Annotated in this window: 12 protein-coding genes; 8 read left to right on the forward strand and 4 right to left on the reverse strand. The window is 59.0% G+C overall.

The window, feature by feature from the left end:
• The first annotated feature begins 87 nt into the window (after positions 1–87).
• Positions 88–642 carry an RNA polymerase factor sigma-70 gene (locus ACIQVE_RS12985; protein ID WP_402808681.1) on the forward strand — a complete coding sequence of 185 codons (555 nt, stop codon included), beginning with the start codon at positions 88–90 and terminating at the stop codon, positions 640–642.
• Between the two features lie 138 nt (positions 643–780).
• Here ACIQVE_RS12985 and ACIQVE_RS12990 read toward each other — a convergent pair whose 3' ends face one another.
• The 4 genes from ACIQVE_RS12990 to ACIQVE_RS13005 all read right to left on the reverse strand — a co-directional run bounded on the left by ACIQVE_RS12990 (position 781) and on the right by ACIQVE_RS13005 (position 4,736).
• Positions 781–1,794, reverse strand: coding sequence for a GNAT family N-acetyltransferase (locus ACIQVE_RS12990; protein ID WP_402808684.1), 1,014 nt, complete (start codon positions 1,792–1,794; stop codon positions 781–783).
• Positions 1,795–1,877: 83 nt separating this feature from the next.
• Positions 1,878–3,065 (reverse strand): hypothetical protein, encoded by a 1,188-nt coding sequence (locus ACIQVE_RS12995; RefSeq protein WP_402808686.1) that lies wholly within the window; start codon positions 3,063–3,065, stop codon positions 1,878–1,880.
• Positions 3,066–3,222: 157 nt separating this feature from the next.
• The gene (locus tag ACIQVE_RS13000) at positions 3,223–4,020 is read right to left on the reverse strand and encodes a substrate-binding periplasmic protein (RefSeq protein ID WP_402808688.1); all 798 of its coding nucleotides are present in this window, start codon (positions 4,018–4,020) and stop codon (positions 3,223–3,225) included.
• 92 nt (positions 4,021–4,112) lie between these two features.
• A complete protein-coding gene (locus ACIQVE_RS13005; RefSeq protein WP_402808691.1) occupies positions 4,113–4,736 on the reverse strand; it encodes a TetR/AcrR family transcriptional regulator in 624 nt (207 codons plus the stop codon).
• A 183-nt stretch (positions 4,737–4,919) separates the two neighbouring features.
• Between ACIQVE_RS13005 and ACIQVE_RS13010 the strand changes: the two genes are divergently transcribed.
• From ACIQVE_RS13010 to ACIQVE_RS13040, 7 genes are all read left to right on the forward strand, one after another.
• A complete protein-coding gene (locus ACIQVE_RS13010) occupies positions 4,920–6,710 on the forward strand; it encodes an acyclic terpene utilization AtuA family protein (protein ID WP_402808694.1) in 1,791 nt (596 codons plus the stop codon).
• 12 nt (positions 6,711–6,722) lie between these two features.
• Positions 6,723–7,607, forward strand: coding sequence for an SDR family oxidoreductase (locus ACIQVE_RS13015; protein ID WP_402808697.1), 885 nt, complete (start codon positions 6,723–6,725; stop codon positions 7,605–7,607).
• A 3-nt stretch (positions 7,608–7,610) separates the two neighbouring features.
• Positions 7,611–9,227, forward strand: coding sequence for a geranyl-CoA carboxylase subunit beta (gene atuC / locus ACIQVE_RS13020; protein ID WP_402808699.1), 1,617 nt, complete (start codon positions 7,611–7,613; stop codon positions 9,225–9,227).
• A 29-nt stretch (positions 9,228–9,256) separates the two neighbouring features.
• Positions 9,257–10,414: a citronellyl-CoA dehydrogenase gene (gene atuD, locus ACIQVE_RS13025; RefSeq protein ID WP_402808702.1), complete on the forward strand. Its 1,158-nt coding sequence runs from the start codon at positions 9,257–9,259 to the stop codon at positions 10,412–10,414.
• The gene (locus ACIQVE_RS13030) at positions 10,411–11,208 is read left to right on the forward strand and encodes an enoyl-CoA hydratase/isomerase family protein (protein WP_402808705.1); all 798 of its coding nucleotides are present in this window, start codon (positions 10,411–10,413) and stop codon (positions 11,206–11,208) included. Before atuD ends, ACIQVE_RS13030 begins: the two co-directional genes overlap by 4 nt.
• A 67-nt stretch (positions 11,209–11,275) precedes the next feature.
• Positions 11,276–13,237: an acetyl/propionyl/methylcrotonyl-CoA carboxylase subunit alpha gene (locus ACIQVE_RS13035; protein ID WP_402808708.1), complete on the forward strand. Its 1,962-nt coding sequence runs from the start codon at positions 11,276–11,278 to the stop codon at positions 13,235–13,237.
• A gap of 70 nt (positions 13,238–13,307) precedes the next feature.
• Entirely contained in the window at positions 13,308–13,850 is a 543-nt protein-coding gene (locus tag ACIQVE_RS13040; protein WP_402808711.1) for an exonuclease domain-containing protein, read from the forward strand.
• The last annotated feature ends 75 nt before the right edge of the window (positions 13,851–13,925 follow it).

The raw sequence follows: 13,925 nt of genomic DNA on the forward strand, positions 1-13,925 counted from the left end.
TTATCATTCAACATAATTTGTCGCTCGATGTGTAGGGCAGCCCGCCCCCAGGCGCCCCACTAACCTATTGGCAGTAAGGTGATTTCCATGACGGAACAAGTATCCACAAGCAGGTGCGATTCACCGCTACTTCAGGCATTCGTCGACAATCGACTGATTCTGGTCAAGATTGCAGCACGCATTACCGGCTGCCGTTCACGCGCCGAAGACGTGGTGCAAGATGCGTTTTTCCGACTGCAATCGGCACCGCCGATCACTTCGTCGATCAAGGCTCAATTGAGTTATCTGTTCCAGATCGTGCGCAACCTTGCAATCGATCACTACCGCAAACAGGCGCTGGAACAGAAGTACTCCGGCCCTGAGGAGGAAGGGTTGAACGTGGTCATTCAAGGTGCTTCGCCGGAAATCTCGCACATCAACTTCTCGACCCTGGAAAACATCGCCGATGCGCTGACCGAGCTGCCGAGTCGCACGCGCTATGCGTTCGAGATGTATCGACTGCACGGTGTGCCGCAGAAAGACATCGCCAAGGAGCTCGGCGTATCGCCGACCTTGGTCAACTTCATGATCCGTGATGCGCTGGTGCACTGCCGCAAGGTGTCGGGCAATCGTCGGGATCCGGTGGCTGTGGGGCGGCGATAAGAACCCGATTCGGCGTCAAGCCATTCGCGAGCAAGCTCGCTCCCACAGTGGATTTGTGAACGCCACAGATCCCATGTGGGAGCGAGCTTGCTCGCGAAAGCAGCCTCAAGATCACCCATAATCTTGAGACTGATCACCTCACGCCAAACTGCACCGATCAAAAAACCGCTCACGCCCCAGCATCATCAGCGCCGCACGTTTGTGCGGGAAGTCGAACTCTTTTTCGCAGTGAAAGCACTGGTTTTGCATGTAGCCGATCATCTTCGCGTTGTCGGCACGCGGTTCGGCGACCACGCGCTGAGTACGCGGATCATCCAGAAACAAGTAATGCACCAGCGCCGATAACCAGCTCGCCACTTTGTGCGGGCCACGGTGCGCCTCCTCCCCCACCAGCATGTGAATGCCACGGTCGTAATTATCGGCGTCGTAGAACGGCGCGATGCGATCTTCCTTGGCCCAATACGCTTCGAAATAGGCAAACGGCTGATCGTCGAAACAGCCGATCAACGTCAGCGTGTGCGGATCGGCGTCGAGTTTGCTCAGGTATTCGCGATGCTTTTCAAGACTGCCCTGTTCTTCCCAGAAACTGGCCACGCGCGGGTTGTTCTGCCAGCGATTGAAGCGCGGCAGGTCTTCTTCGATCTCGACCGTGCGCAGGGAAATCCATGCGCCAAGGCGCGCATCAAAACGCCGATAGACTTCACCGCGCGGCTTCACCGGTCGTAGCGGATGGCGCTTGCCAGCGCTGATGAGCATTTGTTGCGGATAGCTGCCTGGCAGCGAGGTGCCGAGCCACGGTTGCGGCAGTTGCCAGAACAGCGTGCGCTCACTGCGGTATTCGCCGGCCACTTCGGTGTTCACCAACAAACCACTGAGCAAGGCTTCGGTTGGCGGCCTGTCGAGTTGCCAAGTCAATTGCTGGCACGCCGGATCCCGAGCGAACAACCAATAACAGGCTGCCCACATGGCTTGCCCCGGCGGCAAAGCGAAGCGCTCATCGATCTGGATCGACCCTATGCCCTTGCGATCAAGGCGCAGACGAATCAGCGGTTTCCCGTCCAGGCTCAGGCTCAAACAGTTTTCGGTTGCATCGGCTACCAACTGGCTGCCCGAAGGCAGGGCCAGGGCAGTCAGGTCATTCAGATTGGACATGGGTCGGGCTCACGATAATCGTCGACAGTTCAACGATGGGACGTGAGCCGAGGGCAAAAAATTAAGCTCATTTGCAAAAAAACTTAATCTTCGTCCCCTGAGTAAACTTCCTTCAATCGAATACGTGTCACATCGTAATCATTCCCAATTTGTGAATCGACATGACTTACCAGACGGAGTTGGATGGTATTTGAGTTGGCAATGAAGGTATTACCTACTGTGATCCATGTCCGCGATGTAAGGGGCGCCGGTTCTACAATGATCGACTCATCGCTTTCCAACGAAAGTATCGGCACCGGATTAGTATAATGATTTCGCCGAAGTTCCAGAGTAAACTCATAACAACGACCCGGCTCCAGATACCCATAATCCTTGAATAGATGAGTGCCGTTGTTGGGTCTTGTAGATCCCCAATTAAATAGATAATGCCCAGTGGCATCACTCTTCACAACGAGATCTCTCGGATTCGCCGCGGCAGGTCCTTTCTTCCAACTGTTCCACCCCGTCTGGCCGAAATCTGTGTAGTCATTGAGTAACTGATACGGCCCCTGACGAATATTATGAGTCGTACGCGGAAGTTCCTGAGCAGTCTCAGTATCTGACTGACCGCCATATGTGAGAAAGCACTCAACAGTCAATGCTGAATAATCATCCAGGAAGAACAGCCATCCTCGAGGAATACTCAGCTGAATACCCTCGACGAGGTGACGTTCCTCAATCTCTGCCGCCTCCAAAAGTGAAAGCACTGTCTCGGAGGGGTGGTTACGTTGGCCCACAACACGAACCCACATCTTCTGACCCACTGCAAAAAAAGGTGGTGGGGCTAATGTGACTACCGCATCATGCGAAAAACTGCGCAGATCCAGCCATTCAGTTCCATCGATAAAAGTCACATCTGGAAGAACCGGGGCAGGGAGATCAGACGTATCCAGATATTGCACCTGAAGTTCAAGTTTCTGTGATTCCCATGAGGTATTGCCTCGCAAAACCATATACCAGACAAATATGGTTTCACCGATGCAGGCACCAATCGTGCGGGCAAGAATATCAAAATCAACGGTTCCACTTTCACTACCTTGTTTTTCCTCGAAAGTGGGAATCCCTATACCTGCCGGTCCTTCGCAATGAAGAACTATGGTATCAGTCGTCTCCATTTTATATTTAACGGTCGCTGTTGCTCCATCAAGAGCGTCCATTGGATAGAGCGTATTGTTAGTAAGCGCTTCTTTTACTTCGGGGACTGGTAAATCCATTTCCATGAAAGGTGTCATTACTCAAACTCCTGCAAGATAAGTGCGTACACCGAGTGTCAGGTACGATCACGATTCAAACAGGAATACTCCGACTCCACTACTGTCAGATCTGACAGGTTAAAAGCTGTTCGTTGGGTGGTAGACTGGCGTGTTCAGGATACCAACAGCATCTCAGTCAGTGATCATGCACCGGCACCACGGCAATCCGGTATGGATCGAAAATCTTCAGCATCTCGCCGTTGTCGCGCAGGCCTTGCAGCAGTTTGCTGAACGCTTCGCTGGTAATCGGCGCGGTCGGGCGCAGGATGGCGTAGTGGTGGTAGACCTGATCGATGCGTTGCGACACCAGCAATTCATCGCGCACTTGTTCGTTACGCAGCAGGTAATCACTCAAATACGAGCGTGTCACCAAGGCAACATCCGCGCGCCCGCGTAGCACCATCAACAGGTTGCTGTCGTGGGAATAGGTCAGCGTGGCCTTGAAGTTTTGCGCAAGAAATTTCGGGTCGGCATTGAAGTTGGCGAACTCGTAGTGATAGCCACTGAACAGCGCCAGACGCTTGCCGCCGAGATCGGCAAAATAGTTCTGCTGCCGGCCTTCTTCGCGTTGCGCGACAAAAATCTCGGCGTCCTCAAGCCCCATATCGACGTCGTTATGCGGAATTTCCTTCCAGCCCCAGTCGGGGTTCTCGAAGATCGCCATGTCGATCCGGCCCTGCTTGAAATCACCGAAACGACGCGGAATGGAAGTCGGCACAAGGACGAACTGATAGTCGCTTTGCAGCCGGTTCAAGGCCTCGACCAACTGCGGCAACAGACCGGTGTCGGCACCGTTTTCGGGGCGAATTGTATAAGGCGGAAAGTGCGCTGCACCGACCCGAACCAATTGCGCTGCCTGAGCGGGTAATACCCATAATGCAGCCAGCGCTGCGAGCAACAACCCCGCGGCCGTCCGACTTGGCAAAGACTTCAAAACACCCCACTCCCCGAAAAAATACCGATCAATGCATTCAAGCTAGGCGGTTTCGCCCAGTTAGCCAGTTTCCCGGCCGGATAGAAAGCGCTTCAACGCTCTTCAAGAACCAGAATCAACGCCTCATCAGCCAACTGATCAAGGCTCAGACTGCCGCCAGCACGGAACCAGGTGGTGGTCCAGGACAGCGCGCCGGTGAGGAAACGCCGCGTGACAAATACGTCCCCGCGAATAAACCCGGCAACCTTGGCTTCACCGAGCACCTGTAACCAGATGTCCTCATAAACATCGCGCAAGGCGAGGACTTTCGCCTGGCCATCCTCAGACAACGAGCGCCACTCGTAGACCAACACCGCCATGGCTTCACCGCTGCCGCCCATGATCGACTGCAACTCACAGCGAATCAGCGCCAACACGCGCTCGCGCACACTGACCGCATCGGCAAGCGCAGCGCGCATCAATGCAGTGTTATAGCGGATGGTTTCCTCCATCACTGCACGCAGGATTTCGTCCTTGCTTTTGAAGTGATGAAAAATGCTTCCCGACTGAATGCCCACCGCGCCGGCCAGATCGCGCACCGTGGTGCGCTCATAACCTTTGTTGCGGAACAGGTGAGCCGCCACTTGCAGCAGTTTGCCGCGGGCGCTGTCCGGGTCGGTCAATTGGCCTTCGTCGACCAATTCGCGCATAACCCTCAGGGCTTTTTGCTCGTCCACCCGTTCTCTCCTACAGTCGATCAGTCTGTTGCCCCCTGAAACCGCAGGGTTGCGCGCAATTTAAGCCGCCGAAGGCAACCAAGCAAGCGCTCGGGCAGAAGATATTTCAGCTGTTTACAAACCAAGCGCTTGCTTGGTAGCCTCCAGACACTTCTGTCGCAGGTCCCTGAGTCGGAGATAAAAATGCCAACCACCGTCCGCATCGGATGCGCCAGTGCTTTCTGGGGTGACACCTCCACCGCCGCCGCGCAGCTTGTGGACGGTGGAAACCTGGATTATCTGGTGTTCGATTACCTGGCCGAGATCACCCTTTCGATCATGGCCGGCGCGCGCATGAAGGATCCGCAGGGCGGGTTTGCCAGCGACTTCATCGACGTCCTCTCCCCGCTGCTGCCGCAACTGGCCGAGCAGAATATCCGCGTCATCAGCAACGCCGGCGGGGTCAATCCACAGGCCTGCGCGGCCGCACTGCAAGCTGTTTGCGACAACGCCGGCATCAAGCTGAAAATCGCCGTGCTGCTGGGCGACGACCTGCAACCACAATTCAAGCAACTCGCCTCTCAGGGCATCAGTGAAATGTTCACCGGCGCGCCATTGCCACCGATGTGCGTCTCAACCAACGCCTACCTCGGCGCACCGGGCATCGTCGAAGCGCTGCGCCTGGGTGCGGACATCGTCATCACCGGGCGCGTGGTCGACAGCGCCGTAGTCAGTGCCGCGCTGGTGCATGAATTCGGCTGGTCGTGGCACGAATACGACAAACTCGCCCAAGCCGCATTGGCCGGACACATCATCGAATGTGGCGCGCAGTGTACCGGCGGCAACTTCACCGACTGGCGCGACGTGCCGGATTACGAGCACATCGGTTTTCCAATCGTTGAAGTCAGCGCCGACAGCCAGTTCATCGTCAGCAAGCCCGAGGGTTCCGGTGGCCTGATCACGCCGCTGACCGTCGGCGAACAGATGCTCTACGAAATCGGCGACCCGCAGGCCTATTTGCTGCCCGACGTGATCTGCGATTTCACTCAGGTCAAACTTCAGCAACAAGGCAAGAACGCGGTACATGTGCATGGCGCCAAAGGCCTGCCACCCAGCGACAAATACAAGGTCAGCGCGACGCATCCTGAGGGCTTTCGCTGCACCGCCAGTTGCCTGATCGCCGGCATCGATGCGGTGGAAAAGGCGCGGCGCGTCAGTCAGGCGATCATCGACAAAACGTCGGAAATGTTCAGCCTGCGCGGCTGGGCGCCCTACAGCGAAACCAACATCGAACTGCTCGGCGGCGAAGCAACCTATGGCCCTCACGGGCAGCGCCACGACACCCGCGAAGTGGTGATCAAACTTGCCGTGCGCCATCCGAGCAAACAGGCACTGGTCCTGTTCTCCCGGGAAATCGCCCAAGCCGCGACTGGCATGGCGCCAGGACTGACCGGTATCGTCGGCGGACGACCGACGGTGTATCCGGTGATTCGTCTGTTCTCGTTCCTGATCGACAAAAGCGTCTGCACCCTGCACATCGACTTGGCGGGTGAAAAACACCTGTGTGCCCTGCCCTCCGTGACCGCATTCGACAGCCAGGACTTGCCAATCGCTGATCAACCACCCAAACCCCAAGGGCGCGCCGATGCCAGCGTGCCGTTGGTGAAACTGGCCGTGGCGCGCTCCGGTGACAAGGGCAACCACAGCAACATCGGCGTCATGCCGCGCAAGCCCGAGTACCTGCCGTGGATCGCCGAAGCATTGACGCCAGCGGTGATCGTCGACTGGATGAGCCACGTTCTCGACCCGATTCACGGCCGGGTCGAGCGCTGGTATCTGCCCGGCACCCACAGCCTGAACTTTCTATTGGAAAACGCCCTCGGCGGTGGTGGCGTGGCCAGTCTGCGCATCGATCCGCAAGGCAAAGCCTTCGCCCAGCAACTCTTGGAAATCCAGATCCCGGTGCCACAGAGCATCGCCGAACAGCTCGACTAGAGGATGGTTTGCATGGCTTACGCGTCGATTTTCAATGCCGATCTGTTCAGCGGCCAGACCCTCATCGTCACTGGCGGCGGCAGCGGTATCGGCCGCTGCACCGCCCACGAACTGGCAGCGCTCGGCGCCCATGTGCTGCTGGTCGGGCGCAAACCTGAAAAGCTGCAAAAAGTCGCCGCCGAAATCACCGAGGACGGTGGTCGCGCGCACTGGCAGGCTTGCGATATCCGCGATGAGGAAGCGGTCAAGCAACTGGTCCGCGAATTGATCGCTGAACACGGACCGATCCACGGACTAGTCAACAATGCCGGCGGCCAATACCCCGCGCCGTTGGCCTCGATCAATCAGAAAGGTTTCGAAACCGTGCTGCGCACCAATCTGGTCGGCGGTTTTCTGATGGCGCGGGAAGTGTTCAACCAGTCGATGAGCAAACACGGCGGCAACATCGTCAACATGCTCGCCGACATGTGGGGCGGCATGCCCGGCATGGGCCACTCCGGCGCGGCGCGTGCGGGCATGGATAACTTCACCAAAACCGCCGCGTTCGAGTGGGGTTACGCCGGGGTGCGGGTCAACGCGGTGGCGCCGGGCTGGATTGCTTCCAGCGGCATGGACACCTACGAAGGCGCGTTCAAAGCGGTGATCCCGACCCTGCGTGAACATGTGCCACTCAAGCGCATCGGCACCGAGTCTGAAGTCAGCGCTGCGATCGTTTTTCTGCTCAGCCCGGCGGCGGCGTTCATCAGTGGCAGCACGCTGCGCATCGACGGCGCGGCCAGCCTCGGCAGTCGTGCGTGGCCGCTGCACAAGGCGACTCACAGTGAGTCGTTCAATGGTTTTCACCGCGCCTATTTACCCGAAGTGCTACGTCCCGATGTACCCAAGGACAAGGAGTAAGCCATGGCGCAGATCCAGTCCCGACTCGACCCGCACAGCGAGGCGTTCGCCCGCAACCGTGCCGCGATGCTTACCGCCATCGAGCAAGTGCAACAACTCGAACAGAACCTGTTGAACAAGGCTGCCGAGGCCAAGGCGAAATTCGACAAACGCGGGCAATTGCTGCCCCGCGAACGTCTCAATCTGCTGCTCGACCCCGGCGCACCTTTCCTCGAACTGGCCAGCCTCGCCGGTTACAAACTGCATGACGACAAGGACGGCAGCGCTGCCGGCGGCGGCTTGATCGCTGGCATCGGTTACGTGTCAGGCATACGCGCAATGGTCGTTGCCAATAACAGCGCAATCAAGGGCGGCACGATCTCGCCCAGTGGCCTGAAAAAATCCCTGCGCCTGCAACAGATCGCCCAAGAGAACAAACTGCCGGTGATCACCCTCGCCGAAAGCGGCGGTGCCAACCTCAACTACGCCGCGGAGATTTTCGTCGAAGGTGCGCGCAGCTTTGCCAATCAGGCACGGATGTCGGCGATGGGGTTGCCGCAGATCACTGTTGTGCATGGCTCGGCCACGGCGGGCGGCGCCTATCAACCGGGCTTGTCTGATTACGTGGTGGTGGTGCGCGGCAAGGCCAAACTGTTTCTCGCCGGCCCGCCATTGCTCAAAGCCGCGACCGGCGAAGTGGCGACCGATGAAGAACTGGGCGGCGCCGAGATGCACGCGCAGGTCGCCGGCACGGCCGAGTATCTGGCCGAGAACGATGCCGATGGCGTGCGTCAGGTGCGCGAGATCCTGCGGATGCTGCCATGGAACGAGCAACTGCCGTGGCTACCGGAGCCGCAATACAAAGAGCCGCTCTACCCTGTCGAGGAACTGCTCGGGTTGATCCCGGACGATCCAAAAAAGCCCTACGACGTGCGCGAAATCATTGCGCGAATCGCCGACGAATCGAACTTCCTCGAGTTCAAAGGCGAGTTCGATCAGCAAACCATTTGCGGCCAGTTGAAAATCCAGGGCCGCGCCTGTGGCTTCATCGGCAACAACGGCCCGATCACGCCAAAGGGTGCGAGCAAAGCTGCACAGTTCATTCAACTGTGCGATCAGAGCCAGACGCCACTGCTGTTTTTCCACAACACCACGGGGTTCATGGTCGGCACCGAGTCCGAGCAGCAAGGGGTGATAAAACACGGTTCGAAACTGATTCAAGCGGTGGCCAACGCCCGGGTGCCTAAACTGACAATGGTCGTCGGTGGCTCCTACGGTGCCGGCAACTATGCGATGTGCGGGCGCGGTCTCGATCCACGGTTCATTTTCGCCTGGCCCAACAGCCGCACGGCGGTGATGGGCGGCGCGCAGGCTGGCAAAGTGCTGCGCATCGTCACGGAAGCCAAACAGCTCAAGGACGGCCTGGTGCCGGACCCGAAAGTGCTCGACATGCTGGAACAGGTCACCGCGCAGAAACTCGACAGCCAGTCCACCGCGCTGTATGGCAGTGCCAACCTGTGGGACGACGGGCTGATCGATCCGCGTGACACCCGCACCCTGCTCGGCTATCTGCTGGATATTTGCCACGAAGCCGACATTCGCGCGCTGCAACCCAACAGCTTCGGCGTCAGCCGGTTCTGACCGCAACGGACTCACGGAGAACAATAAAAATGATCTTCACCCCGGAACACGAAGCACTGCGCCGCACCGTCCGCCAGTTTGTCGAACACGAGATCAACCCGCACGTCGAAGAATGGGAAAAGGCCGGACGCTTTCCGATCCACGAGATCTTCCGCAAGGCCGGCGACCTCGGCCTGCTGGGCATTTCCAAGCCGGAAAAATTCGGCGGCATGGGCCTCGACTACAGCTATTCGATTGTCGCGGCCGAAGAGTTCGGCACCATTCATTGCGGCGGCATTCCGATGTCGATCGGCGTGCAGACCGACATGTGCACGCCGGCGCTGGCGCGGTTCGGCTCAGATGAACTGCGTGAAGAATTCCTCCGCCCGGCGATCACCGGCGAGCAGGTTGGCTGCATCGGCGTGTCGGAAGTCGGCGCCGGTTCGGACGTTGCCGGGTTGAAAACCACGGCGCGCAAGGACGGTGACGACTACGTGATCAACGGCAGCAAGATGTGGATCACCAACTCGCCGAGTGCCGATTTCATCTGCCTGCTGGCCAACACGTCGGATGACAAACCGCACATCAACAAGTCGCTGATCATGGTGCCGATGAACACGCCCGGGATCAGCCTCAGCTCGCATCTGGACAAGCTCGGCATGCGCAGCTCGGAAACCGCGCAGGTGTTTTTCGACGATGTCCGTGTGCCGCAACGCAACCGCATCGGCCATGAAGGCGCAGGCTTCATGATGCAGATGTTGCAGTTTCAGGAAGAACGCCTGTTCGGCGCGGCGAACATGATCAAAGGCCTGGAATATTGCGTCGACAGCACCATCGAGTATTGCAAGGAACGCAAGACCTTCGGCAATGCACTGATCGACAATCAGGTCATTCATTTCCGCCTCGCCGAATTACAGACTGAAATCGAATGCCTGCGCGCGCTGGTTTATCAGGCCACCGAGCAATACATCAGAGGCCAGGACGTTACCCGACTGGCGTCGATGGCCAAGCTCAAGGCCGGCCGGCTCGGCCGCGAAGTCAGCGACAGTTGCCTGCAATATTGGGGCGGCATGGGCTTCATGTGGGACAACCCGGTGGCCCGTGCCTATCGCGATGTGCGGCTGGTATCGATTGGCGGCGGCGCGGACGAAATCATGCTGGGGATCATCTGCAAACTGATGGGCACCCTGCCGGGGAAAAAGAAATGAGCAGCCTGCCCGAGTGCCAGACGTTGCTTCTGGAATTGCATGGCGGTGTGCTGCACATCACCCTCAATCGCCCGGACAGCCGCAATGCGATGAGCCTGAAAATGGTCAGCGAACTGCGCGCGGTGTTGGCAGCCGTTCGCGACGACCGTGCTGTTCGGGCCTTGGTGCTCAGCGGTAGCGGCGGACATTTCTGTGCTGGCGGCGACATCAAGGACATGGCCACTGCCCGCGCCGAGGGAGCCGAGGCTTACCGTGATTTGAACCGGGCGTTCGGCGCGCTGCTGGAGGAAGCCCAGCACGCGCCACAAGTGCTGATCTGCGTGTTGCAAGGCGCAGTGATGGGCGGCGGGTTTGGCCTGGCCTGTGTCAGCGACGTTGCGATGGCCGACCACAAGGCGCAATTCGGTCTGCCAGAAACCAGCCTCGGCTTGCTGCCGGCGCAGATCGCACCGTTTGTGGTGCAACGCATTGGGTTGACCGAGACACGCAGGCTGGCACTGACCGCCGCGCGTTTCGACGGTCATCAGGCGCGGCGTTTGGGGCTGGTACATTTTGTCGAGCAGGATGCGCAAGCACTGGCCGAGCGGCTGGATGAGGTGTTGCAACATGTCTTGTGCTGCGCACCACAAGCGAATGCCACGACGAAAAAACTACTGCTGGCCAGCGCCGGGCAACCGTCGAGTGAATTGCTCGATGAAGCGGCGCAGTGGTTCAGCGAAGCGGTGACTGGCGCTGAAGGCATCGAGGGCACCATGGCTTTTGTGCAAAAGCGCAAACCCGGGTGGGCCACCTGACCCTGTGGGAGCGGGCTTGCCCGCGAAGAGGCCAGCACATTCACCGCAAAATCCAAGGGAACCCAACATGCCCGCCATCCACAAAATCCTGATCGCCAATCGCGGTGAAATCGCCTGCCGCATCCAGCGCACCGCTCAAGCCCTGGGTTATCGCACCGTCGCCATCTTCAGCGACGCCGACGCCGATGCGCTGCACGTAAAAATCGCCGACCAAGCCGTGCACATAGGCCCGGCGCCGGTGCAGCAGTCGTACCTGAACATTCCGGCGATCCTCGACGCCGCTCGCCGCAGCGGCGCCGATGCGATCCACCCCGGCTACGGTTTCCTCTCGGAAAACGCCGAGTTTGCCCGCGCCTGCGAACAGGCCGGCCTGACCTTCATCGGCCCGAGTGCCGACGCCATCGAATTGATGGGCAGCAAACGCTTGTCGAAAATCGCCATGCTCGATGCCGGCGTTCCCTGCATTGCCGGCTATCAAGGCGCAGCGCAGGACGACGCCACCTTGCTGAGCGAAGCCGAGCGCATCGGCTACCCGCTGATGATCAAGGCCAGTGCCGGAGGTGGCGGTCGCGGTATGCGGCTGGTGCATAACGCAGCGCAATTGCCATCGCAACTGCGCACGGCACGCTCTGAAGCCCTGAATGGATTTGGCAGCGACGAATTGATTCTCGAACAAGCGCTGATCGAACCGCGTCATGTCGAAGTGCAGCTGTTTGGCGATCACCACGGCAACCTGATTTACCTCGGTGAACGCGACTGTTCGATCCAGCGTCGTCATCAGAAAGTCATCGAAGAAGCGCCCTGCCCGGTGATGACCGCCGAGTTGCGCCAAGCCATGGGCGAAGCCGCGCTCAAGGCCGGGCGTGCGGTGAATTATGTTGGCGCCGGCACCGTGGAGTTTTTGCTCGACGCGCGCGGCCAGTTCTACTTTCTTGAGATGAACACCCGTCTGCAAGTCGAGCACCCGGTGACCGAGTTGATCACCGGGCTCGATCTGGTCGCCTGGCAATTGTCGGTAGCCGAGGGCCAGCCGCTACCGCTGTCTCAGGCGCAAGTCGAGCTCACAGGCCATGCGATGGAAGTGCGGCTTTACGCTGAAGATCCCGCACAGGATTTTTTGCCGCAAACCGGGCGTATTCAAGGGTGGGAACCCGCGTTGCAGGACGGCGCGCGAATCGACCATGGCTTGTATGAAGGGCAAACGGTCAGCCCATTCTATGATCCGATGCTCGGCAAGCTGATCGCTCACGGCGCCACCCGTGAAGAGGCCCGGCGCAAACTGCTGCGCGCGGTGCAGGACACGGTGTTGCTGGGCGTGCAAAGCAATCAGCGCTTGCTCGAAAGCCTGCTGCAACATCCGCAATTCATCGGCGCTGAATTCAGCACCGGATTCATCCCCCAACACTTCAGCGATCACCCAAGCCTGCATACCTACACGCCAAGTGCCGAAGAACTGGCCATCGCCGCCGTGCTGTTTTATCTGGCATCCGCGCAACAACACCGCGCACCATTGAACCATTGGCGCAACAACGCCAGCGTGCCGCTGCATTATCGGTTGGGTCTGGATGAGCAAAACTGGACAGTGACACTGCTCAGGTGCGCGGGCGATGTGATTCAGGTGCAAATCGCGGAACGCACCCTCGAACTGAAACTCATCGATCACAGCGCAAGCTCGGTGACACTGGAAATCGATGGCCTGCGCCAACGCCACGCCTATCGCCTCGATGCCGGACAACTCTGGCTGTTCACCCATCCCGGCAGTCTGCACCTGGAGGATCGAACTCATGCCGTGATCGGCAGTCAGACCAGCGTCAGCTCCGGCACCTTGAAAGCGCCGATGGACGGCGCCATTGTCGACGTACTCGTCAGCGAGGGTAGTCCGGTCAGCAAGGGTCAATTGCTGGTGGTGCTGGAGGCAATGAAAATGGAGCACCCGCTTACGGCCGGCATCGACGGCGTGCTCAAGCGGGTGCAGGTCAAGGTCGGCGATCAGGTAAAAAATCGTCAGGTTCTGTTGCAGGTCGAGTAGTCGCCCGAGCGCATCCGCGGGGTTTGACTACGCTCTGAATTATCAGAACGCGGAAATCAGGAACCCTGCGATGCCACACTGGCTGGTCATTGATTTGGAAGCTACCACCGACGAAGGTGGCTGGCCGGTCACGGAAATGGAAATCATCGAGATCGGCGCCACGCTGGTCGACCGTGCCGGGCGCGAGCAGGATCACTTTCAGCGCTTCGTCAAACCGACGCGGCGGCCCTTGCTGACGCCATTCTGTCGCGAGCTCACACACATCACCCAGGCCAATATTGACGCGGCGCAGCCCTTGACCGACGTGTGGCCGGCGTTCGAACGCTGGCTGGCCCAGCATCAGCCACGCCTCGAGGGCTGGGCCAGTTGGGGCGATTACGACCGCAAGCAGTTGCTGCAGGAATGGCAGCGCCTGCAAATCGACAGCGGCTTGAGCAAGGTGTCGCATATGAACCTCAAACAACGCTTCGCCAAGGCTCGGCGGCTGGAGCGGCCGCTGGGGCTCAATGGTGCGCTTGCACTCGCCGGCATGCAGTTCAGCGGCCAGCAACATCGGGCGCTGGAGGACGCGCGCAATACAGCCCGGTTGCTGCCGTTGGTATTGCCACTGTAGGGTCAATTCCCGACTTGCCGGACAGGCGCCGGGCAGGTGACGGCGCTAAAAGCCTTGTGCATACTGGCCGACCCC

The sequence above is a fragment of the Pseudomonas sp. NPDC098747 genome (assembly GCF_044760045.1).
GTDB lineage: Bacteria > Pseudomonadota > Gammaproteobacteria > Pseudomonadales > Pseudomonadaceae > Aquipseudomonas.